This window comes from Streptomyces sp. NBC_00654 (genome assembly GCF_026341775.1).
GTDB lineage: Bacteria > Actinomycetota > Actinomycetes > Streptomycetales > Streptomycetaceae > Streptomyces.
This window is the reverse complement of the sequence record NZ_JAPEOB010000001.1, coordinates 3,509,820-3,531,249: the sequence shown is the minus strand read 5'-3', so window position 1 is coordinate 3,531,249 and position 21,430 is coordinate 3,509,820. Positions and strand designations below refer to the sequence as shown.

The window sequence follows — 21,430 nt, the reverse complement described above, 5'->3', positions numbered from 1 at the left end:
TCCTTCCGGGAGGGTGGGCGGGTAGGTGGGTGACCTTGACCGTAAGGAGCCGCGCGCAGGACAGTCAAAGAATTGTCATGCGTACAATCCGGTGCATGTCAGCCTCTCGGTACAAAGCACTGGTCGACGCGTTCGCCGCCGACATCCGCGGCGGGCGGCTCACCGCGGGCGTACGGCTGCCGACGCACCGCGGGCTCGCCGCCCGTGAGGGCATCGCCGTGGTGACCGCGACCCGGGTGTACGCGGAGCTGGAAGCGATGGGTCTGGTGAGCCGGGAACAGGGCCGCGGCACATTCGTGCGTGACATCGCGGTCCCCGCCGGCCACGGCATCGACCAGCAGGCCGTCGCCACCGACGCGGTCGACCTCACCTTCAACCATCCGTCGCTGCCCGGACAGGCCGCCCTCCTCCGGCAGGCCCTGCGCGAGGTGGCCACCTCCGGCGATCTCGACTCACTGCTGCGCTACCAGCCCCATCGAGGACGCCCCCAGGACAGGGCCTCGGTCGCACGGCACCTGAGGCGCCGGGGACTCACCACAGGCGCGGACCGGATCCTCATCACCAACGGTGCGCAGCACGGCCTGGCCATCACTGTCATGGCCGCGCTCGACGCCGGCGACGTCGTCGCGGTCGACGCGCTCACCTACCCGGGTTTCAAGGTGCTCGCGCACTCCCTCCGTCTCGACCTGGAGCCCATACCCGTAACCGCCGACGGACCGGATCTCGATGCCCTGGAGAAGCTGTGCGCGACCCGTCCTGTGCGCGCGATCTACACCATGCCCACCTTGCACAACCCCCTGGGCCGGGTCATGCCGGCGGCCGATCGCACGCGCCTGATCAGGATCGCCCGACGGCACGGCCCGCTCATCATCGAGGACGCCTCCTACGCCTACCTGGTGGAGGATCCACCACCGCCTCTGGCCGCGACCGCGCCGGACATCACCGTCTACGTGTCGGGGCTGTCCAAGAGCGTCGCCACCGGCCTGCGGGTCGGCTTCGTCGTCGCCCCGCCGTCCGCGGTGCCGTCCCTCGAACGTGCGATTCGGGCGACCACCTGGAACACCCCGGCCCTCACCACCGCGATCGCCTGCCGCTGGCTCGACGACGGCACGGTGGACCACTTGGAGGCGCAGAAGCGGGACGACGCCAAGGCACGCCAGGCACTCGCCGGGCAAGAGCTGGCCGGCCTGTCCCTCATCAGCCACCCCTCGTCCTACTTCGCCTGGCTGCCCCTTCCCGACGGCTCACGCGCCGATCGCCTGACCGCCACCCTCGCCCGTCAGCACATCTCGGTATCCACGGCCGAGCCGTTCACCACCTCGGTCCACACACCGCAGGCGATCCGCCTCGCTCTGGGCTCGACCGATCTGGACAGCCTCCGGTCGACGCTGCGCACAGTGCGACGAGCCGCCGTCGAGGACGCCTGCGCCTGAACACCGAGGTCGCCCCTTGCCGCGCGAACTGCGGGAGGAGCAGGGGCTGCACGGGACCCGGTCGCCGCCCACCACGTTTCGGGATGGCACGAGCGCCGTCTCCGCGCACCGTGGCGCTCTCCGCGCACCGCGCTCACTGCCGAGCCCGGTCATCGACGCCCCGCTGACGCCGGTCAAGGGCGCCGGTCCCCCAATCGGTGCCCAGAAACGATCGAGGGCCGGTTTCGGATTTCTCCGAAACCGGCCCTGATCTGCGACTCTTTCGAGTCGGGACGACAGGATTTGAACCTGCGACCCCTTGACCCCCAGTCAAGTGCGCTACCAAGCTGCGCCACGTCCCGATGCGTTACCTCCCGGTTGCCCCGGGTGGCTGTGCAAGAGGAACTTTACCTCACTCCGAGGACCGGATCGACGCCCGTGCCTGCTGAGCGCGGGCGGCGAGCCCTTCCGCTCCACAGGTCATGGCCTGTTTCTGCGCCCGTGCCAGCTCCCGGTGCGAGCGGATCGCGATTCCGTAGTCCACCCGGGCCAGGGCGTGCTCGTACGCGGACGAGGACTTCTCCAGGTGGCGGACGGACTCGGCGAGCAGCCGTGTGGACTCCTCCGGCGGGGCGAAGAGGGCGACAGTCCGCAGGGCTTCGCCGATCGCGGTGTCCGTACCGAACCGTTCGGCGTGCACCCTGGCGCGGGAGGCGATCCGGGCACCCCGTGCCGGGTCGTCGTCGACCAGGGCGCGGGCGAGGTCGCCGGCCCAGGGTGCCCAGACCCCGTTGAACCGTCCGCGTGGTTCCAGGGCCGCGCCAGCCGCCTCCAGTTCGGTGACGGCTTCCTTCGTACGGCCTTCGACCAGCAGCAGCCGGCCGCGCACGCACGGAGCGTCGGGCAGCACCATGGCACTGGGATAGGGAGCGCCGAAGTCGTAGCGGTCGGCGACCAGACGGGCCTCCGCCGTGCGTCCGCGGGCGAGCAGGGTGTCGATGAGCAGACAGGTGGCGTCCCAGTGGACGGGCAGCCCGCTGCCGACCCGGTCGGCCAGACGCAGTCCCTCGCGCAGGAATCCCTCGGCCTCGGCGAGGCGGCCGCGACGGCGGTGGACCAGTCCGAGCAGGGTGTGGGCGAAGGCGAGGTGCGCCCCGCTCCATCCGGAGATCTCGAAGGCGCGCACCGCTTCGCCGAACAGGCTCTCGGCCCGGTCCAGCTGGTCGGTGAACGCGTAGGCGATGCCGACCATCGTGGGGAGCTCGAAGCCCCATTCGGAGTCGGTCCAGCCGAGACCGCGCGCAGGACTGCCGTCGACCAGTGCGCGTTCGCAGAGGTCGACCACAACCTGGGAGTTCTCGCCCCGCAGCATGGCGTCGAAGGCGCGGAGGGTGAGCAGCGCCCGTTCGGCGTTGTCGCGGCCCTCCAGATGATCGGCGTTGCGGGCGAGCCGCTGGGAGCGGCTCGGGCCGTCGGACTCGGTGGCCTGCATGCCTTCCCAGAGGAAGTGCGCCGCCTGCAGCCGCATCAGTCCAGGGCCCGGAGCGGTACGGGCCGCCTCGGCGGCCAGCGCGAGCGCCGCGTCCCTCAGCTGGTTGTTGTGGGCGAGGGCAGCGGCCAGCCGGAAGGTGGCGTCCACCCGCAGTCCGTCGTCCAGGCCCGGCATGTCGAGGGCCGTCCGCAGGTGCCGCACCGTGGTGGGCGGTGAGCTGAGCAACGTCGCGCAGCCCAGCTCGTACAGCAGGGCAGCCCGTGCGTGCGGGCGGGGCGGCTCCTCCAGTGCGCGCTCCAGGCAGCGCCGGGCCGCTTCGGGAGCGCCGACGGCGAGGTGCTGGCCCGCGGCTTCGCGGAGCTGGGCGACCAGTTCCTGGTCGTCGTCCGGGTGGACTTCGAGCAGATGCCGGGAGGCCGCTGCCGCGCCGAGCCCGGCGCGGTTGATGGCCCAGGCGGCCCGTCCGTGCATCGCGGTGCGGGTGGCCGGCGGGATGGAGCGGTAGACGGCGGTGGCGATCAGCGGGTGCACGAACTCCAGCGGGTCGAAACCGCTGACGATACGGGCGTCGCGCAGCCGCGCCGTGCAGTCGGCGGCCTCCGCCGAACTCATCCCGGCGAGGGTGGCGGCGAGTTCCTGGGAGATGTCGGTGCCCAGGACCGCGGCGGCCCACGCGAACCGGTTGGCGTTCGTACCCAGCCGTTCGAGCCGGGCGACGAGTCCGCTGCCGCGGGCGGACGCGCCCAGTTCCCGCAGCGTGCCCGCCGACTCCTCGACCGGCGGCAGTTCACGGTCCTGGACCTTGGCGACCAGCTCGACCGCCTCGTACGGGTTGCCGCCGGTCACGGCCCACACCTCGCGGCAGAAGGGGTCGTCCGCGTGCTCGCCGAGGGCGGCGCGGACCAGTTCGGCGGTGGCGTCCGGGGTGAGGGCGCGCAGGGCGACCCGGACCAGCGGGGCGTGGCCGGCCGGGTTGCGCTCGGCGTCCCGGTCGGCGGCATAGCTCGCGTCGCGCTCGGCCATTTCCTGCGGACGGTGGGCCTGGACGACCAGGAGCGGGAGTTCGGCGAGGCGTGCGGTGAACGAGGCCAGCCAGGCGAGCGATTCGCCGTCGGCCCAGTGTGCGTCGTCCACGATGAGCAGCAGCGGCCGGTGGCTGAGGCGCGAGGCCAGCCGGGAGACGAAGAAGTCGAGGCCGTCGCGGACACCCTGTGGGTCGGGCTGAGGGCCGCTCGGTTCGGCGAGGCCGAGTGCGGGTGCCGTGATCTCGTACCAGTCGCCGAACAGCGCCCGGGTCTCATCGGCGGCGAACTGGTCGAACGCGGGCTGGAGCAGCTGCCGCACGACGTGGAACGGCACCGAGGTCACCGTCTCACCGCCGCGGGCCGACCAGACGGTGCAGCGGTCGGCGGCCATCGACTGGACCTCGGAGAGCAGCGCGGTCTTGCCGATGCCCGCCTCACCGCTGAAGACCACCAGTCCGCCGGCCGCCTGGGCGCCGCACAGGGCTTCCACGGCCGCTGCGGCAGCGGCGAGTTCCGGTTCACGCTCGTACAACGGCCGGGACGGCTTCATGCCCACCCTTCCCCAAAGTGGCACTGACGACTGTCGAGCCTAGTCGTGCGCGGGGGCCCGCGGACAGTGTTCAAGCCATTCCTCGCAGGTACGGGGCACAATCGGGTAGTGGACAAGACTCGCAGGGACCGTGACGCCGAGGGCAGGGCGCGCAACGCACGCCCCCGGGACGGGCTGGGGCGGCCCCTCCCCTACGGGACACCGGGGGTGGAGCGGCAGCCGGAAGGAGTGGTCCGCACTCCGGAGGAGACTGTGCGGGAGGCGCAGCGGCTGCTGGACGCGGGGATGCCCTTCCACGCGCACGAGGTGTTCGAGGACGCCTGGAAGTCGGGGCCCGAGGGCGAGCGTGAACTGTGGCGCGGTCTGGCCCAGTTGGCCGTCGGGCTGACTCACGCGGCCCGGGGCAACACGGCGGGCGGGGCGCGGCTGCTGCGCCGGGGCGCGGGGGCGATCAGCGCCTTCCGCGACACCGATCCGCACGGTATCGGCGTCGGCTCCCTGGTTGGCTGGGCGACGGAGCTGGCCGGGCGGGTGGAGGCGGGCGCGGCGACGGTCACGGTCACGGGGTCCACGGAGGATTCGGGGAACGTGGACGCGGCGGTGGAGGCGCCTCGGCTGCGGACGTAGGAACGCCGCGGGCAGCCCGGACGTGTGCGATCAGGTGTGCGATAGATTTCCCTCTTCCCGATGCGTTTCCCCTCGTCACCCGCGTTTCCCTGTTCCCCGTGTGTCTTCCCTGTTCCCACCGCCTGTTCTGGAGACGGACTTCCGATGACCGACATCATCAACGGCCTCGGCCGCGCCACCGCCTACGGGGCCCTCGGCGTCGTACTGCTCGTGCTCGGCATATTCCTGGTCGACCTCCTGACGCCGGGCAGGCTGGGCCGGCAGATCTGGGAGGAGCGCAACCGCAACGCGGCCGCGCTGCTCAGTTCGGCGCTGCTGGGCATCGGCGGCATCGTGTTCACCTCGATCTGGACGACGTACGAGGACTTCGGCAAGGGGCTGGTCTCGACCGCGGCGTTCGGGGTGCTCGGCCTGGTGCTGATGGCGGTGGCGTTCCTGGTGGTCGACCTGGTCACCCCCGGGAAGCTCGGGGCCACGCTGGTCGAGCGGGAGCCGCACCCGGCCGTCTGGGTGACGGGGTCCTGCAACCTCGCCGTCTCCGCCGTCGTCTCGGCGTCCATCGCCTGAAGCGCCTCCCCCGGACGCTTCCCGGACGCCTCCCGAACACTTCCGAGGCCGCTTCCCGGGAAGCTCGCTCCGGTGCTTACCCTCGCACCTGATCTTCCCGGTCCGCGGACCCTCGTGCCGCGCAGCCATTACGATCCGGCTCCATGAGCACTTCTGACCAGGACCAGGGACAGGACCAAGGCGTGGACGCCCCGATAGCCGCAGCCGCCGTCGACGGGAAGAGACTGACGCCACGTCAGGCACGGCGGTTGCGGATCGTCCTTTCCTCGGTGGGCATGGCGGCGATGGCCGTGGTTCTGGCGCTGCGGATCGCCAGCCGCTCGTCCGTACTGGTCGTCGGCGTGTACGGGCTCGCGCTGATCCTGTGCGGCGTCGTGATCGAACTGAGCAGGAACGGGCGGACCCGGCTGGGCAGCTGGCTGCTCGGCCTGGGCCTGGTGGCGGCCGTCGGCGCGGACTGGCTGCTGATCCCCTGAGGTCCGGGGCGCTCACACGGCGGTGATCCGCACGGTACCGCCGTGCGGATCGGCCCGCTCCAGCCAGCCCGCGCCCAGGTGGAAGGGCCGGCCGGGGACGGCGGGCAGCAGCAGCCGCTGCCGGTCGAGTTCGCGCCCGTCCTGGGTGACGACGAGGACGGGGTGGTCCAGCCGGCGCGCCGTACGCAGCACGAACCGGCCGCGGAGGGGGCGTGCCCCGGCCGGACCGGTCCGGTTCGGTGCGATCCACAGCAGCGGGGCGTCGACCGCCAGCGGCACCGGACGCCGGGCCGGTGGCACGGTCCCGGCGAGATGGCGCAGCACGGGAGCGGCCGCGGCACGGCCCTCGGACGACGCGACCCCCGCCCGCTCGACGCCGTGCAGCAGATTGCCCACGGCGAAGACCCCCGGCCGTGAGGTGCGGTACTCGGGGTCGTACGCGGGCCCCCGGGTGCCGGGGTCGAGGGTGAGGCCGCCGCGCCGGGCGAGTTCGTGGTCGGGAACGAAGTCACCGGTGAGGACCACGGTGTCGCAGGGGACGGTCAGGGTGCGGCCGTCCTCGTGGCGCAGCGTCACTCCGGTCAGCCGTGCGCGGCCGCTGAGTCCGATGACGGTGGCGCGGGTGAGGAGCGGACAGCGGCCCTGGAGGCGCAGGAGCGCGGCGACCGGGGACGGCGGCTGGTCGGTGACCATGGCGACGACCTCGACCCCGGCCGTACGCAGGGTGTCGGCCGCCGCGTGGCCGACGGGTTCATTGCCGATGACCACCGCGCGGCTGCCGACCGGCTGCCCGTACAGATGGACGGCCTGCTGGAGTTCGCCGGTGGTGTACACGCCGGAGGGCCTGCCGCCGGGGATCAGCCGGGCGCTGCGCGGACGTTCGCGGGCGCCGGTGGCCAGGACGACCGCGCGGGCGGTGATCCGCTCCAGCCCGGCCGGTCCGGTGACGTCCAGGACGTGCGCCCCGGCGGGGGACGGGGCATCGGCCGGGCCGTCAGCGGCGGATCCGGCAGTGGTGGCGTTCACCCAGCCGGTGACCGTGACTCCCGTACGGAGCACGGCTCCGGCGCGCACGGCAGCCCGAACGCACTGGCGGGCGTAGTCGGGCCCCGTGTCCCCGCCGCGCAGCCGTCCGCCGAATCCGCTGTGGTGGCAGTGGCGTGGCACGCCGCCCGCGTCGAGTTCGCGCTCCAGGATCTCGACCCGGCCGGCGCCCGACGCGGCGAGTTCGGCTCCGGCCCCGAGACCGGCCGGGCCCGCCCCGACGACCAGTACGTCCACGGCCCGTTCGTTCCTGGTCACGGCCGGGCCCCCTCGAACAGTGCGCGGACGGCGGGCCCGCAGGCGAAGCCCTGACAGCGGCCTCCCCCGGCCCGGGTACGCCGTCGCAGGCCGTCCGGGGAGCCGGGCGGGACGGTGGCGGAGAGGGCGTCGCGGATCTCGCCCAGGGTGACGCGTTCGCAGTGGCAGACGATGGTGCCGTACGCCGGGTCCCGGCCGATCAGGTCGGCTCTCAGATACGGGCGGGGGAAGGCCTCCCCCAGGTTGGGCATCGTGACGGCCGGCAGTTCGCGCGGGGTGCCGAGATCCAGGCCGATGCCGTCGAGCAGCCCGGTGACATGTGCGGCGATGGCCATCGACGCGGTGAGTCCGGTGGACCGGATCCCGCCGACGGTGACGCAGCGCCGGTCGGGGTGTGCCTGGATCCGGTAGTCCTCCTGGCCGGTGGCGGCCCGCAGCCCGGCGTAGACGGCGGTGACCTCCTCGTCGAGCAGCTCGGGCAGGATGCGGCGGCCCTTCTCCTGGAGGAAGTGGAGGCCGTCGGCGCTGGAGTCGGTGTCGGTCTTGTCGTCGAGCTCCTCGGAGGTGGGTCCGAGGAGCACATTGCCGAACACCGTGGGCGCCACCAGAACTCCCTTGCCCGCGGCGGTGGGCACGGGCAGCAGGATGTGGCGCACGAGGTCGCGGGCGAGCTTGTCGAAGACCATGAGCTCGCCCCGGCGGGGCGTCACGGTGAAGGTGTCCAGACCCATCCGCCGGTCGATCTCGTCGGCGTACAGCCCTGCGGCGTTGACCAGGTAGCGGGTGTGCAGGGGGCCGCGCGACGTGGTGAGGGTATGCCGGCCGCCCGCGGCGCCGGAGCCGGTGTCCGAGCCGCTGTACGGTCCGCTCTCGATGCTCAGGACCCGGCAGCCGAGGTGCAGATGGACTCCCGCCCGGACGGCCTGGGTGGCGTACGCGAGGGGGGTCGTCCATGGGCAGATGATGCTCTCGTCGGGGATTTCGAGGGCTCCGAGCGCGCCCGGCCCCAGGCGGGGTTCCCGGCCGTACAGCTCCTCGGCTCCCAAAAGGCGCCCCGCGTGGTAGCCGTTGCGTTCCGCCTTCGCCAACAGTCCCGGCAGCAGCGCACGTTGCTCTTCGTCCCAGGCCACGAGAAGGGCTCCCACGCGTTCGACGGGGATGCCCGACCCGGTGGCGTAGCCGGCCAGCAGCCGCTGCCCTTCGCGTACCAGGCGCGCTTCGAGCGAACCGGGAACGGCGTCGAAACCCGTGTGCAGGATCGCCGTGTTGGCCTTGGACGTGCCCTCGCCGATGTCGTCGCGGGCCTCGACCAGTGCGGTACGGAGCGGGTACTTGGCCAGTTCGCGGGCGACTGCCGCGCCGACGACTCCCCCGCCGATGACCGTGACGTCGTAGGTGGCGCCGCCCGGCAGATCCCCGGACGTGGTGACGGTGGGTGTCATGCGCGCTCCAGGAGGGTGTCCACCGCCGCACGGAATCCGGCGCGGCGTTCGGCGGCCTCGTCCGCCGTGATCCGGGGCTCGTACACGGCGGCGGGTTCCCACGCGGGTATGGCCTGGCGGACCGGCAGGGCCGGGTCGAGGCCCAGACGCGCGACGGCACCGATCCCGAGTGCGGTGACATCGGGCAGCGCGGAGACTTCGACGGGCCGTTGCAGCAGGTCCGCCTGGGTCTGCATCAGGAGCGCGGAGCGGGTCAGACCGCCGTCCACGCGCAGTACCGACAGCGGTGCGCCGAGGTCCGAGGCGGCCGCGTCGGCGAGTTCGGCGACCTGCGCGGCGATGCCTTCGCACAGGGCCCGCACCAGGTGGCCCGCCGTGGTGTCCAGGCCGAGGCCCGTCATCGAGCCGCGCAGGTCGCCGCGCCACCAGGGGGCGGCGAGTCCCGCGAGCGCCGGCACGAAGGTGACACCGCCCGCGTCGGGGACGGCGGAGCCGACCGGATCGAGGTCGGCGGCGCCGGTGATCACGCCGAGCTCGGTGAGCCAGCGGACGGCGGAGGCGGCGGTGTAGACCTGGCCGTCCAGGCAGTAGCTCGTGCGGCCGCGGATCCGCCAGGCGACACAGCTGACGAGACCGGTGGAGCCGCGGCGCGGCCGGTCCCCGGTCTGGGCGAGGAGAAACGCCCCGGTGCCGTAGGTGCATTTGGCCATGCCGGGGTCCAGGGCGTTCTGGGCCAGCAGCGCCGCCTGCTGGTCGACGAGCAGGCCGGTCAGCGGCAGTTCGCCGCCGAAGGCGGATGTGGTGCCCACGAGGCTGTCGGCGTCGGCGACGGCGGGGAGCCGCTCCGCGCCGAGCCCGAAGATCTCCAGGGCGGCGGGCGACCATTCGACCCGGTCCAGGTCGAGGAGCTGGGTGCGCCCCGCGGTGGCCGCGTCGGTGACGAACGCGCCGGTCAGCCGGTGGACGAGCCAGGCGTCGCTGGTGGTGACGACGCCTTCGCGGGTGAGTTCGCGCCGGATCCAGGACATCTTCGGTGCGGCGAAGTACGGGTCGAGCGGGAGGCCGGTGTGCTGTTTCAACTCCTCCTCCCGGTCCGCGAGTTCGGCGCACATTCCCTCGGCCCGCCGGTCCTGCCAGACGATCGCGGGGGTGAGCGGCCGTCCGGTGGCGGGGTCCCAGGCGAGGACCGTCTCCCCCTGGTTCGCCAGGCCGACGGCGGCGACCGGCTCGCCCGCGTCGCGCAGCGCCTCCCGCCCGGCGTCGAGGACCGAGCCGAGCAACTGGGCGGGGTCCGCCTCTACGGATCCCCCCGCGCCGTAGCGGGGCCGGACCGGCGCCGAACCGGAGCCGATCACCCCGCGCTCGGGGCAGATCACCAGCGCTTTCGTGCCGGACGTGCCCTGGTCGACGGCGAGCACGGGGCCTGACATCGACACTCCAGCTGTGCGGCGGTCCCGGGGGAACGGAATGGTGATCATTGGTCTTTCACGCACAGAGTCGTGCAGACCACGGCATTCGTCAACCCCGGCCCCGATACCTTGCCGGAACCGGAATGTCGCCGTCAACGCCCTTCGGGCAACCGGTATTTCAGTAAGATCCGCAAAGTCTTCGGAAGATCGGCGCCCGGCGCTCTACACTCACCGCCGAGCAACAACCGGACTCTCCGGCGCAGTTCGCTCACCGCAGCTGCTCCACCCCCCACGTTCTTGAGGATTCATGACGACCAGCCCCTTAGCCGTGCCGCGGTGCCCGGCGTTCCGCCCCGCCCCCTCAGGCCCTCCGGGGGCGGGGCGAGCCGATGGCCCCCAGTGATTTCCGGCCGGTCTATCATCCCGCCGGCCACGACAATGATCTGCGCGGCGCTCTGCAGGACCTGCGCACCGGCCGCTGGGTGTCCATGCGGAACCTGCTGGAGAGCACCCCGGACTGGTCCCTGTGGACCCAGCGCACCCAGGTGCTCGGCGCGGTGGCCGCGGGTTCCGACGCCGTTCAGGCGTGGCTGGCCGAAGAACCCCGGAGCGTCGCCGCGGCCGTGATGCACGCCCGGGTCGTCGTGGAACGCGCCATCCGCGCACACCGTGAACGAAGCCCGCACGCACAGCAGTTGTGGCAGGATGCCTGGGAGGGCTGCCGGTCCGCCGCGCACGCCTCACCCGCCGACCCGGTGCCCTGGATCTGCCTGCTCGCCCTGTCCCAGCTGGATGAACAGCAGCGGCTGGAGGAACACCGGCTGGCACCTCCGGGGCCGATGCTGTTCCCGGGACCCTGGGGGCTGCTGGCGGAGGCGGACAGACGCGACCCGTACAACCGTGAGTCGTATCACCGGATGCTCCAGTTCGTGTACGCCCGACGGGGCGGAGGTTCGCTGTCCGAGGCCGTCAACTTCGTACAGTGGGCGGCTTCTTCGGCACCGGACGGATCACCGCTCCATGCGCTGCCGCTGTACGTGAGGGTGGAGCGGTACCGCCGTGAGAAAGGCGGCGAGAAGGCGCTGGATCTGCACTGGGTCACCGAGGACGGGGAGCGGGACGCCCAGCGGGCGCTGCACATCTGGTTCCACCGCACCGACCCGGCCCGTCAGTCGCTGCTCGATCTGAACCATCTGGCCCACGCGCTGTGGGGCGCTCTGCAATTCGCCGAGGCGGCACCGGTGTTCCGGTCGCTGGGCCCCTACTACACCTCGGTTCCGTGGGCGTACCGCACCCGTACACCCGGTGATCCGGCGGCAGCCGAGGAAGTGTTCCTGCGGGCCCGCAGCCGGAGTCTCACGGCCGCGCACGATCCGGGATCCGGCCGGCACGGCTGAGTGCGTGCTCACGCCCGGCCGTTCCCCTCGCGCCCGCCTCCGCTTCCCCCTGGCTTCCCCTGCCCCTGCCCCTTTACCTGACTTCTCCCTCCTGTCCCCCTTCCCGCTTCCCGCTCCTTCCCCGGACCGTTCCCATCCCCACCCGGAGGTTCTCCCCATGTCCATATCCACCAGCAAGCAGTCGAGCGCGGAGGCCACTCCGCAGAGAGATGAAGAGCAACGCCTGCGGGAGCTCGGCTACCAGCCGGTGCTGGCCCGCCGCATGGGAGGCTTCGGCAACTTCGCCATCAGCTTCTCCGTGATCTCGATCCTGTCCGGCTGTATGACGCTGTACGGGTTCGGCATGTCGACCGGCGGCCCGTCGGTGATGCTCTGGGGCTGGGCCGGCGTCGGCCTGTTCGTGCTCTGTGTCGGCATGGCGCTGGCCGAGGTCACCAGCGCCTACCCCACGTCGGGGGCGCTGTACTACATGGCCGACCGGCTCGGTGGCCGCAAATGGGGCTGGTACACCGGCTGGCTGAATCTGCTCGGCCTGCTGGGCGCGATCGCCGGTATCGACTACGGCGCCGCGCTGTTCACCGGCGCGCTGCTGAACCTTCAGTGGGGCTTCGACCCCACTCCCGGGTCCACGATGGTGATCTTCCTCTGCATCCTGCTGCTGCACGCCGTACTGAACCTGTTCGGCGTCCGCCTGGTGAGTGTGCTGAACTCGATCAGCGTCTGGTGGCACCTCGGCGGAGTGGCCGTGATCGTCTCCGTACTGGCGATCGTGCCCTCCAACCACCAGTCGCCGTCCTTCGTCTTCACCGAGTTCGTCAATGACACGGGCTGGGAGAACCCGCTGTACGTCGCGGCGATCGGGCTCCTGCTGGCCCAGTACACCTTCTGCGGCTACGACGCCTCGGCCCATCTCTCCGAGGAGACGTCCAACGCCTCGGTGACCGCCGCCAAGGGCATCGTCCGCGCGATCTGGGTGTCGTGGGTGGCCGGATTCGTCCTGCTGGCCGGGCTCACCTTCGCGATCCAGGACTACGCGGGCACGCAGAACAGCGCCACCGGGGTGCCGCCCGCCCAGATCCTCATCGACGCGCTGGGCACCGCGGGCGCCACGGCGATGCTGCTGATCGTGATCGCGGCACAGCTGTTCTGCGGCAACGCCGAGGTCGCCGCCGCCAGCCGGATGGTGTTCGCGTTCAGCCGGGACAACGCGCTGCCGGGCTCCGCGCTGTGGCGCAAGGTGAGCGCCCGTACGCAGACGCCGGTGCCGGCCGTGTGGCTCTCGGTCTGTGTCGCCGCGCTGCTGGCGGTGCCGTCGCTGTACTCCGCGACCGCGTACGGCGCGGTGACCGCGATCAATGTCATCGGCATCACTCCCGCCTACGCGATCCCGATCTATCTGAAGCTGCGCGCCGGGGACCGCTTCGAGCGCGGACCGTGGCATCTGGGCCGCTGGTCCAAGCCGATCGGCTGGATCGCCGTGGTCTGGGTCGCGATCGTGACCGTGCTGTTCCTGCTGCCGCAGTCCTCGCCGGTGACGATCGACTCCATGAACTACGCGTCGATCGCCCTGGTCGCGGTGCTGGTCCTGGCCACGATCTGGTGGTTCGTCGCCCGCCGTTCGTACAGCACCCCGTCCGCGTACGGGAACGCCCGGGAGCAGGCGGAGATCGCCGAGGGCATCGTCTGACCGGTGTGCCGGGCGGTGTCCGGCCGCTGCGTCAGTTCAGCAGCAGCTGGAGGCCGCCCAGCACGGTCGCCCCGATGACGATCCGTTCGAAGACCTTCTGGTTGATCCGGCCCACGCACGTGCGGCCGATGAACGCGCCGGGGACGACGAACAGCACCAGGCACGCGTCCAGCAGCAGCGACCGGGCGTCAATGAGCCCGAGGCCCACGCTGAAGGGCACCTTGGACGTGTTGACGATCAGGAAGAACCACGCCGACGTTCCCAGGAAGCCGAGCTTCCGGAAACCGGCGGAGAGCAGATAGAGCGACATGACCGGGCCACCGGCGTTGGCGACCATGGTCGTGAAGCCGCCGAGCACCCCGTAGGTACGCGCCTTGATCCGGCCGCCCCGTGAGGGGCCCCGCTCCGTCGTCCCCTCCTCCGCCGGGACGGCGGCGGTACGCCGGCGCCAGATGGTGACGCCCGACATGAACAGCAGAATCGCGCCGATCGAGGTCCGTACGGCGGCGTCGCCCGCCCACATCATGAAGAGCGTTCCCGCCACCACGCCCACGGCGACGGCGGGGAACAGCCGCAGCAGGGTCGGCCAGTGCGCGTGGCGGCGGTGGACCAGCACGGCGAGGATGTCGCCGGCGATCAGGATCGGGAGCAGCACCCCGGTGGATTCGCGGGCCGGGAGTACGGCCGCGAAAACCGCGAGGCTGATCGTATTGGCACCGCTGACGGCCGTCTTGGAGAAGCCGACGAGTGTGGATGCCGCCGCGAGTGCGGCCAGTTGCCAGAGTGTGATGGTGTCCATGCCGGATCAGATGGTAGACACACCCGGTTTTCGGCGTCCGGTCATCCCCTTTTCCGGCGGACGGTCGGGGCGGGTTTCTGCCCATGCTGCGCCCCGAGCGCTCATGCGAGGCGTTCGGACGAACACCGCTCGGCGACATGGCGAGGGGCCGGCGGCATGCGGGAGCCGGTGGAACCGGGACGGCGGCGAACACCGGCCGCGTGGCGCGGTCACGGGGCACCGTCATGGTGGGTGTGCTCGCCGCCGAACTGGAGGTCTCGGACCGGCCCGGAAATGATCGTTTGACCGTTTCAACTTTCTTCTGAGCGATCTCTTGACCATGACCGATCAGTCGATCAGGATTCCCGTTGTCCGCTGCTCGCGGTGGTGCCGCTGATCCTCGCGTCCGCTCCGCTCCAGCGCCTCAGGCGCCCGGGGCTCGCGGCGGGCGCCGTCAAGCAACCGGACAGGAGAGAGATGACCCCCACCACCGGTCCCGCCGCGCCCGCGCCGGGCCGCCGTCCGCGCGCCGCCCTCGCCATGGGGAGGGACGCGGCAGCCGCCGTGTTCCCGCCGGAGTCCCTGGCCGCGCTGGGTGAGGTGTGCGCGCTCACCCCGCCGCCCGTGCTCGACGACTTCACCACCGATCGGGCCCGCGCCGCTCTCGCCGATGTCGAACTGCTGGTCACCGGCTGGGGCTGCCCGCCGCTGGACGCGGACGTCCTGGCCGCGGCCCCCGCGCTGCGGGCCGTCGTCCACACCGCGGGCTCCGTACGCGGCCATGTCACCGAGGCCTGCTGGGAGCGTGGCATCGACGTCTCGTCCGCCGCCGCGGCCAACGCCCTGCCGGTCGCCGAGTACACCGTCGCGATGATCCTGCTGTCCGGCAAGCGGGCCCTCGAACGGGCACGCGACTACCGGACCGTACGCCGCCGCGAGAACCCCCTGAGGACTCCTCCGCACGTGGGCAACTACGGCCGCACGGTGGGCATCCTGTCCGCTTCGATGATCGGCCGGCGGGTGATCGAGCTGCTGCGCCCGTACGGCCTGCGGGTCCTGCTGTACGACCCGTACGTCTCCACGGCGGACGCCGGGGCGCTCGGTGTCCGGCAGGTGGGGATCGGCGAACTCTTCGCGCTGAGCGACACGGTGAGCGTCCACACACCACTGCTGACCGCCACCCGTGGTCTCGTCAGCCGTGAACTCCTCACCTCCATGCGGCCGGACGCCGTCCTGATCAACACCTCGCGGGGCGCTGTCGTCGACCAGGACGCGCTGACCGACATGCTCCGGCAGGACCGGATCCGGGCGGTGCTCGATGTCACCGAGCCCGACGAACTGCCGGCCGCACACCCGCTGTGGGACTGCGAGAACGCACTGATCACCCCTCATCTCGCCGGGTCCCAGGGCAACGAGTGGCGCCGGCTGGCCGAACTGGCGGTCGGCGAGGCAGGGCGCTGGGCCGCGGGCGACGGCTTCGCCCATCCCGTACGACCCGAAAGGCTGGCATTCCTCGCATGACCCTCTCCTTCGAACTCCCCGCCGAAGACCGTGCCCGCAGCCCTTACACCGGTTACACCCGGGCGCACTGGGAGGCCGCGGCCGACGGGCTGCTGCACGCCGCCTGGCGGTGGGCCACACCCGGCCGGGCCCTGCTCGACCTCCCGGGCAGGCCCTCGGCCTCCGGGGTCCGGTCCGACGGGCTGGAGGGGTACGCCCGTACGTTCCTGGCCGCCGCGTTCCGCGTGGCGGGCGCGGAGGGCAAGGACCCGCACGGCTGGCTGGAGCGGTACGCGGACGGGCTGGGCGCCGGTACGCGTACCCCCGGGCGGGAGGACACCGAGTCCTGGCCGCTGATCCTGGACCACCAGGTGCAGGGGCAGCCCATGGTGGAGTCCGCGTCCGTCGCCATCGGCCTCCGGCTGACCCGGCCCTGGCTCTGGGACCTGCTCGACGACGGGGTGCGGGACCGGGCCGAGGAGTGGCTCCGGGGAGCGCTGCGGCACACTCCCGCGCCGAACAACTGGTACCTGTTCCCCTACTCCGTCGCCGGGTTCCTGGAGTCGGTGGGCCGCGGCGACGCCGAGACCGCGCGGGCCAGGGAGCGGGCGCTGGAGCTGCTGGAGGGCTGGTACCGGGGCGGGGGCTGGTACGCGGACGGGGACGGGCGTGCCTTCGACCACTACAACGGCTGGGCCCTGCACCTCTATCCGGTGCTCGACGCCCATCTGTCGGGGGACACGGAGCTGGGCGAGCGCTACGGGGCGCGGCTGCGCGAGCATCTGGAGAGCCATGCGGCGATGTTCGGGGCCGACGGCGCGCCCCTGTACTTCGGGCGCTCCCTCTCGTACCGCTTCGCTGCGGGCGCCGCGGCCGGGATCGGTGCGGTGAGCGGGCACACCCCGCTCTCCCCCGGGGTGTCCAGGCGGCTGGTCAGCGGATCGCTGCGCTACTTCCTGGAGCGGGGCGCGACCGGGGACGACGGGCTGCTCTCCCTCGGCTGGCACGGCCCGCACGAGGCCACGCTCCAGACCTACTCCGGCCCCTCGTCGCCGTACTGGGCGTCCAAGGCGTTCGTCGCGCTGCTCGCCCCCGCGGAGCATCCGCTGTGGACGGCGACCGAGGAGCCCGCGCCGAGCGAGGGGCCCGACCGGGTACTCTCCGTTCCGGCTCCCGGTCTGCTCGTGCAGTCGACGCGGGTGGACGGGATCGTCCGGCTGCACAATCACGGCAGCGACCACGTCCGGCCGCACGAGGGCGAGCCGGCGGCCGGTCAGGACCCGCTCTACGCCCGGCAGGCCTACTCCACGGTGACCGGCCCGACCTCCGCCGCGAACACCGCGGACAACCATCTGTCGGTGCGGGTCGGCGGGGCGCGCAGCGCGCGGGTGCGCGTCCACCCGCTGGGTGCGGGGCACGGCGAGGGCTGGGGCTGGGCCGCGTCCTGGCACCGTCCGGTCTTCCCGTCGGGCCCGCCCACGGTGCCGGGACTGCGGGTGGAGAGCGTCACCGTCGTGCGGGGCCGCTACGAACTGCGGGTGCACCGGGTGCTGGGGGCTCCGGACGGGGCCCGGATCGAGCAGACCGGCTGGGCGACGGGTCCCGGGGACGGGGTGCGGTCCCAGTTGCACGGGCTGCACGGCTGGCAGGAGCGGGAGGAGGTGCGGGCCCCCCAGGGCACGGCGTTCACCCGCTGGGCCGTGCTGCCCCGGCTCTCCGCCGACGCGCGGGGAACGGCGCTGCTGGTGGCGCTCGCCTCGCTCACCGCGGAGCCGGACGCCGGCGGACTCGCCGCGGTGGCGGACGTCCGGGCCGCGAACGGTGACACGGTGGAGGCCGTGTGGGCGCGGGACGGGGCGAGGACGCGGATCGTCTTCGGCCCCGCGGGAGTGACGGTGGATCAGCTCTGAGGGCGGTCCCGGGCTCCGGTACCGGCCGGTCCTACGCGTCCGTGCGGATCACCACGACGAGGGTGCGCGGGCCGTGGACACCCTCCACCCGCTCCAGTTCGATGTCCGAGGTGGCCGAGGGCCCGCTGATCAGGGTCGTCGGCCGCTCGGGCACCAGCCTGGCCACCGCCTCCGGCACACCGGCCTCGACCGAGGACAGGTCGACGACGCAGACGTGCAGATCGGGGACGAGGGACAGGGCCCTGCGCCCCTGGTCGGGCGAACCGTCCAGAAAGATCGTGCCGGTCTCCGCGCAGCCGACGGCGGACGCGGTCACCACCCCGTCCAGGGTGTCGAGGCTCGGCGCGGGAATGTCCGCGGAGTCCTCCTGGACCTCGCCGTCGAACGCGGTGAGCCACCGCGCGTCGAGCCCGGCGGGCACGCCGATCCGGTGGGCGCCGTGCTCCCGCAGGACCTCGGCGAGCACGTCGGCGGTACGGTCCGCCGTGCAGGGGTGGACGCGGGCCTTGTAGTCGACGAGCCGGTCGGTGAACAGGGCCAGCCGTACGTCGTCGGGCAGGGTTCGGCCGGTGCGGTAGTCGCGCGGGATCACGGTCGCGGTGGCGGGGGCGAGGGCCAGGGCGTCCCTGACCCGGCCGAGCACGGCGTCACGTGCGGTGGTCACTTCTCGTCCTCCTGGCGGCTGCTGTCGTGTTCGGCGGCGGCGGCGCGCATCGTGGCGGCGCCCTCCGCCGATGCCAGCCAGGAGCGGAAGGTCCGGCGTGGCGGGGCGGCGGTGTCGCGGCTGTCGCTCCAGCCGTTGAGCGGTGCGGGCAGATGCGTGATCGTGCCGTCCCGCCCGGCGACGGCCCGGCCGAGGCCGGACGCCTTCTGTGCGGCGGTGAAGAGTTTCGGCCTGCTCATCACGGCCGCGGCGGCCTTCATGGCCAGCTTCTCCGCCGTCGTACCGGACTGCTCGGTGTTCTGGTGGCGCAGCTCGACCAGCAGCGAGGGGATGTCGATCTTGACCGGGCAGGCGTCGAAGCAGGCACCGCAGAGGCTGGAGGCGTACGGCAGCGAGCTGTTGGGGTCGTCCTTGGCTGCGTGCATCCCGGCGAGCTGCGGGGTGAGCACCGCGCCGATCGGGCCGGGGTAGGTCGATCCGTAGGCGTGTCCGCCGGCCCGTTCGTACACCGGGCACACGTTGAGACAGGCGGAGCAGCGGATGCAGTTGAGGGCCGCGCGTCCGATCGTGTCGGCGAGGGCCGCGGTCCGTCCGTTGTCGAGCAGGATCAGGTGGAAGTCCTGCGGCCCGTCGCCGGGCGTCACCCCGGTCCACATCGAGGTGTACGGGTTCATCCGTTCGCCCGTGGAGGAGCGCGGCAGCAGTTGAAGGAAGACCTCCAGGTCCGCGTAGCGCGGCAGCACCTTCTCGATGCCCATGAGGGTGATGAGGGTGTCGGGCAGGGTCAGGCACATCCGGCCGTTGCCCTCGGACTCGACGACGGACAGGGTGCCGGTCTCGGCGATCCCGAAGTTGGCGCCCGAGACGGCGACCTTCGTCGTCATGAACTTCTCGCGCAGATAGGCACGGGTGGCCGCGGCCAGGTGGGCGGGCACATTGTCGAGCGCCGGGTCGACGCCGGGGATCTCCTTGAGGAAGATCTGCCTGATCTCGTCGCGGTTGCGGTGGATCGCGGGCACCAGGATGTGCGAGGGCCTGTCGTGGGCGAGCTGCACGATGAGTTCGGCCAGATCGGTCTCGTACGGGGTGATCCCGGCGGCTTCCAGGTGCTCGTTGAGGCCGGTCTCCTGGGTGGCCATCGACTTGACCTTGATGACGTCGTCGCTGCCCGTCGCCTTCACCAGCCGGGTGACGATCTCGTTGGCCTCGGCTCCGTCACGGGCCCAGTGGACGGTGCCGCCGTGCTCGGTGACCTTGCGCTCCAGCTGCTCCAGGAGTTCGGGGAGCCGGTTCATGGTGTCGGTCTTGATGGCCGATCCGGCGTCGCGCAACTCCTCCCAGTCGGGGAGTTCGCCGGTGACGTGAAGGCGTTTGGCGCGGATGGTGCGGGTGGCCCGGCCGAGATTGCGGCGCAGCTGGCCGTTGCGCAGTTCGTCGTGGGCGGCCTGGGGGAACGTCTGCTCGCCGCGCAGATGGCCCGTCCCGTACGGGGAGCGGGGCGGTGCGGCGGGCATGCCGAGGAATGTGCTCATACGGCGGCCTCCAGCAGGGCGTGCGGCGAGGTGCGGGTGGCGGCGAGGATCTGGGCGAGGTGCAGGGTGCGCGTGCCCGCCTTGATCCGGGAGAGTCCCCCGCCGATGTGCATCAGGCAGGAGGAGTCCCCGGCGGTGCACACGGCGGCCCCGGTGGCCACGACGTGGGTCATCTTGTCCTGGAGCATCGCGGTGGACGTCTCGGCGTTCTTCACGGCGAAGGTGCCGCCGAAGCCGCAGCAGACTTCGGCTTCGGGAAGCTCGACGAGGTCGATGGAGTCGACGGCACGCAGCAGCCTGAGCGGCTTGTCACCGACCCGGAGCATCCGCAGGGAGTGGCAGGTGGGGTGGTAGGTGACGCGGTGCGGGAAGTACGCGCCGACGTCGGTGGCGTCGAGGACGTCGACCAGGAATTCCGAGAGCTCGTACGTCTTCGCGCTGACGGTGGCGACCGAGGCACGCAGCGCGGTGTCGCCGTACCGTTCGGCGATGATCCTGTGCTGATGGCGGACCGAGCCCGCGCAGGAGCCGGACGGCATCACGACCGCCTCGATGGAGGCGTCGCCGAACTGGTCGGCGAAGTTGCGTACCAGCGGGACGGGTTCACGTTGGTAGCCGGTGTTGACGTGCATCTGGCCGCAGCAGGTCTGCTCCGGCGGGAACACCACTTCGTGTCCCAGGCGGGCGAGCAGGACCGCGGTGGATTTCACCGCCTCGGGGAAGAGCGTGTCTCCCAGACAGGTGGCGAAGAGTCCGATGCGCATGAGGCCTCCTCGGTCGTTTGTATGGTCGGACCATACTAGCCTCGGTCCACATACGGAACGGTGAAGGCACGAAAAAGGGACGGTGCGTCGCGCACCGTCCCCTTGGCCCTGCCGGCAGGCCCTGTCGGCAGGCCCTGTCGGCAGGCCGTGCCGGACCCTCAGCTCCCGGCGTTCTCGTCGACGAGCGTGCCGTGCAGCCCCCGGATGTGCTCCTCCACCAGGTCCGCGGCCTCGGCGCCGCGCCCCTCGCGCACCAGGCGCAGCAGCTCCGTGTGCTGGGCGTTGAGCGCGCGGGCCGTGGCGGGCCAGTCGGCCGCCGCCTCCAGCGCCCGCAGGATCAGCGGACGCACCGACTCGCGTACGGCGGAGGTGAGCGTGGAGGTGAGCGCGTTGCCGGAGCTCCGGGCGATCAGCACATGGAAGCGGGTGTCCAGGTCGTTGAACTCGCCGACGGTGACGTCCGGTTCGCCCATCCGCCGCAGAAGCCCCTCCGCCTCGTCGAGGTCCTCGGCTCCGGCGTATCCCGCCGCCGCCTCGAAGCTGGACCGCTCCAGGACGACCCGCGCCTCCAGGACGTCGTGCAGGCTGTAGCTGCCGAGCGCGAAGTGCAGGCGCAGCAGCCGGCCGAGCGCGTCGTCCGGGTTGCGGACGATCCGGGCGCCGGAGTCCGGGCCCCGTCCGGGCTGGGCCACCAGTACGCCGATGGTCTCCAGCACCCGGAGCGCCTCGCGCAGCGCGGACCTGCTCACCCCGAGCACGGGGGCCAGCTCCCGTTCGGGCGGCAGCCGGTCGCCCGCTCTCAGCTCACCGGAGGACACCCGGTCCTCGATGCTCTGGAGCACGAGCTCATGCGTACGGGTCTGCCGCACCGGCTGCCACTCGACGGGCATCCACCA

17 protein-coding genes and 1 tRNA gene are annotated in these 21,430 nt (G+C 72.1%); 8 read left to right on the top strand and 10 right to left on the bottom strand.

The features are described from left to right. Nucleotides 1-95: 95 nt before the first annotated feature. Nucleotides 96-1,433, top strand: a complete 1,338-nt coding sequence (locus tag OHA98_RS15115) for a PLP-dependent aminotransferase family protein (RefSeq protein ID WP_266926061.1) — start codon at nucleotides 96-98, stop codon at nucleotides 1,431-1,433. Between the two features lie 267 nt (nucleotides 1,434-1,700). Here OHA98_RS15115 and OHA98_RS15110 read toward each other — a convergent pair. Together OHA98_RS15110 and OHA98_RS15105 are read right to left on the bottom strand one after the other, a co-directional pair. Next, a tRNA-Pro gene (locus OHA98_RS15110) sits at nucleotides 1,701-1,774 on the bottom strand. Between the two features lie 50 nt (nucleotides 1,775-1,824). Next, nucleotides 1,825-4,479, bottom strand: coding sequence for an AAA family ATPase (locus OHA98_RS15105; protein WP_266926060.1), 2,655 nt, complete (start codon nucleotides 4,477-4,479; stop codon nucleotides 1,825-1,827). Nucleotides 4,480-4,587: 108 nt separating this feature from the next. Here OHA98_RS15105 and OHA98_RS15100 point away from each other — a divergent pair, with 108 nt between their 5' ends. The 3 genes from OHA98_RS15100 (at nucleotide 4,588) to OHA98_RS15090 (ending at nucleotide 6,149) form a co-directional block, all read left to right on the top strand. After that, nucleotides 4,588-5,106 (top strand): DUF309 domain-containing protein, encoded by a 519-nt coding sequence (locus OHA98_RS15100; protein ID WP_266926058.1) that lies wholly within the window; start codon nucleotides 4,588-4,590, stop codon nucleotides 5,104-5,106. A 144-nt stretch (nucleotides 5,107-5,250) separates the two neighbouring features. Then, nucleotides 5,251-5,673, top strand: a complete 423-nt coding sequence (locus OHA98_RS15095) for a DUF350 domain-containing protein (protein WP_266926056.1) — start codon at nucleotides 5,251-5,253, stop codon at nucleotides 5,671-5,673. 143 nt (nucleotides 5,674-5,816) lie between these two features. Next, nucleotides 5,817-6,149: a hypothetical protein gene (locus OHA98_RS15090; protein ID WP_266926054.1), complete on the top strand. Its 333-nt coding sequence runs from the start codon at nucleotides 5,817-5,819 to the stop codon at nucleotides 6,147-6,149. 12 nt (nucleotides 6,150-6,161) lie between these two features. Here OHA98_RS15090 and OHA98_RS15085 read toward each other — a convergent pair whose 3' ends face one another. The 3 genes from OHA98_RS15085 to OHA98_RS15075 are packed head-to-tail and all read right to left on the bottom strand — an operon-like array spanning nucleotide 6,162 to nucleotide 10,323. Further along, nucleotides 6,162-7,451, bottom strand: coding sequence for an NAD(P)/FAD-dependent oxidoreductase (locus OHA98_RS15085; RefSeq protein WP_266926052.1), 1,290 nt, complete (start codon nucleotides 7,449-7,451; stop codon nucleotides 6,162-6,164). Beyond that, the gene (locus OHA98_RS15080; protein ID WP_266926050.1) at nucleotides 7,448-8,893 is read right to left on the bottom strand and encodes an FAD-dependent oxidoreductase; all 1,446 of its coding nucleotides are present in this window, start codon (nucleotides 8,891-8,893) and stop codon (nucleotides 7,448-7,450) included. The genes OHA98_RS15085 and OHA98_RS15080 overlap by 4 nt, the downstream gene beginning before the upstream one ends. Beyond that, nucleotides 8,890-10,323, bottom strand: a complete 1,434-nt coding sequence (locus OHA98_RS15075; RefSeq protein WP_266926048.1) for an FGGY family carbohydrate kinase — start codon at nucleotides 10,321-10,323, stop codon at nucleotides 8,890-8,892. The genes OHA98_RS15080 and OHA98_RS15075 overlap by 4 nt, the downstream gene beginning before the upstream one ends. Before the next feature lie 368 nt (nucleotides 10,324-10,691). Between OHA98_RS15075 and OHA98_RS15070 the strand changes: the two genes are divergently transcribed. After that, nucleotides 10,692-11,699 (top strand): hypothetical protein, encoded by a 1,008-nt coding sequence (locus OHA98_RS15070; RefSeq protein WP_266926047.1) that lies wholly within the window; start codon nucleotides 10,692-10,694, stop codon nucleotides 11,697-11,699. 157 nt (nucleotides 11,700-11,856) lie between these two features. Continuing rightward, nucleotides 11,857-13,386, top strand: a complete 1,530-nt coding sequence (locus OHA98_RS15065) for an amino acid permease (RefSeq protein ID WP_266926045.1) — start codon at nucleotides 11,857-11,859, stop codon at nucleotides 13,384-13,386. A gap of 31 nt (nucleotides 13,387-13,417) precedes the next feature. Here OHA98_RS15065 and OHA98_RS15060 read toward each other — a convergent pair whose 3' ends face one another. Further along, a complete protein-coding gene (locus tag OHA98_RS15060; protein ID WP_266926043.1) occupies nucleotides 13,418-14,185 on the bottom strand; it encodes a sulfite exporter TauE/SafE family protein in 768 nt (255 codons plus the stop codon). A gap of 456 nt (nucleotides 14,186-14,641) precedes the next feature. Here OHA98_RS15060 and OHA98_RS15055 point away from each other — a divergent pair, with 456 nt between their 5' ends. Further along, nucleotides 14,642-15,685, top strand: a complete 1,044-nt coding sequence (locus OHA98_RS15055; RefSeq protein ID WP_266926041.1) for a hydroxyacid dehydrogenase — start codon at nucleotides 14,642-14,644, stop codon at nucleotides 15,683-15,685. Next, entirely contained in the window at nucleotides 15,682-17,574 is a 1,893-nt protein-coding gene (locus OHA98_RS15050; protein ID WP_266926039.1) for a DUF2264 domain-containing protein, read from the top strand. Before OHA98_RS15055 ends, OHA98_RS15050 begins: the two co-directional genes overlap by 4 nt. Before the next feature lie 31 nt (nucleotides 17,575-17,605). Here OHA98_RS15050 and OHA98_RS15045 read toward each other — a convergent pair whose 3' ends face one another. The 4 genes from OHA98_RS15045 to OHA98_RS15030 form a co-directional block, all read right to left on the bottom strand. Continuing rightward, nucleotides 17,606-18,238 carry an LUD domain-containing protein gene (locus tag OHA98_RS15045; RefSeq protein ID WP_266926038.1) on the bottom strand — a complete coding sequence of 211 codons (633 nt, stop codon included), beginning with the start codon at nucleotides 18,236-18,238 and terminating at the stop codon, nucleotides 17,606-17,608. Beyond that, nucleotides 18,235-19,770: a lactate utilization protein B gene (locus OHA98_RS15040; protein ID WP_266926037.1), complete on the bottom strand. Its 1,536-nt coding sequence runs from the start codon at nucleotides 19,768-19,770 to the stop codon at nucleotides 18,235-18,237. Before OHA98_RS15040 ends, OHA98_RS15045 begins: the two co-directional genes overlap by 4 nt. Continuing rightward, entirely contained in the window at nucleotides 19,767-20,534 is a 768-nt protein-coding gene (locus tag OHA98_RS15035) for a (Fe-S)-binding protein (RefSeq protein ID WP_266926035.1), read from the bottom strand. The genes OHA98_RS15040 and OHA98_RS15035 overlap by 4 nt, the downstream gene beginning before the upstream one ends. A gap of 158 nt (nucleotides 20,535-20,692) precedes the next feature. Further along, nucleotides 20,693-21,424, bottom strand: coding sequence for a FadR/GntR family transcriptional regulator (locus OHA98_RS15030; RefSeq protein WP_266926033.1), 732 nt, complete (start codon nucleotides 21,422-21,424; stop codon nucleotides 20,693-20,695). Nucleotides 21,425-21,430 lie beyond the last annotated feature (6 nt).

Bases quoted from the DNA above. Each gene is read 5' to 3' on its own strand.
- OHA98_RS15030 (WP_266926033.1), bottom strand. From the start codon at position 21,424: ATGCCCGTCGAGTGGCAGCCGGTGCGGCAGACCCGTACGCATGAGCTC.
- OHA98_RS15090 (WP_266926054.1), top strand. From the start codon at position 5,817: ATGAGCACTTCTGACCAGGACCAGGGACAGGACCAAGGCGTGGACGCC.
- OHA98_RS15035 (WP_266926035.1), bottom strand. From the start codon at position 20,534: ATGCGCATCGGACTCTTCGCCACCTGTCTGGGAGACACGCTCTTCCCC.
- OHA98_RS15060 (WP_266926043.1), bottom strand. From the start codon at position 14,185: ATGGACACCATCACACTCTGGCAACTGGCCGCACTCGCGGCGGCATCC.
- OHA98_RS15075 (WP_266926048.1), bottom strand. From the start codon at position 10,323: ATGTCAGGCCCCGTGCTCGCCGTCGACCAGGGCACGTCCGGCACGAAA.
- OHA98_RS15040 (WP_266926037.1), bottom strand. From the start codon at position 19,770: ATGAGCACATTCCTCGGCATGCCCGCCGCACCGCCCCGCTCCCCGTAC.
- OHA98_RS15105 (WP_266926060.1), bottom strand. From the start codon at position 4,479: ATGAAGCCGTCCCGGCCGTTGTACGAGCGTGAACCGGAACTCGCCGCT.
- OHA98_RS15115 (WP_266926061.1), top strand. From the start codon at position 96: ATGTCAGCCTCTCGGTACAAAGCACTGGTCGACGCGTTCGCCGCCGAC.
- OHA98_RS15095 (WP_266926056.1), top strand. From the start codon at position 5,251: ATGACCGACATCATCAACGGCCTCGGCCGCGCCACCGCCTACGGGGCC.
- OHA98_RS15055 (WP_266926041.1), top strand. From the start codon at position 14,642: ATGACCCCCACCACCGGTCCCGCCGCGCCCGCGCCGGGCCGCCGTCCG.
- OHA98_RS15080 (WP_266926050.1), bottom strand. From the start codon at position 8,893: ATGACACCCACCGTCACCACGTCCGGGGATCTGCCGGGCGGCGCCACC.
- OHA98_RS15050 (WP_266926039.1), top strand. From the start codon at position 15,682: ATGACCCTCTCCTTCGAACTCCCCGCCGAAGACCGTGCCCGCAGCCCT.
- OHA98_RS15070 (WP_266926047.1), top strand. From the start codon at position 10,692: ATGGCCCCCAGTGATTTCCGGCCGGTCTATCATCCCGCCGGCCACGAC.
- OHA98_RS15065 (WP_266926045.1), top strand. From the start codon at position 11,857: ATGTCCATATCCACCAGCAAGCAGTCGAGCGCGGAGGCCACTCCGCAG.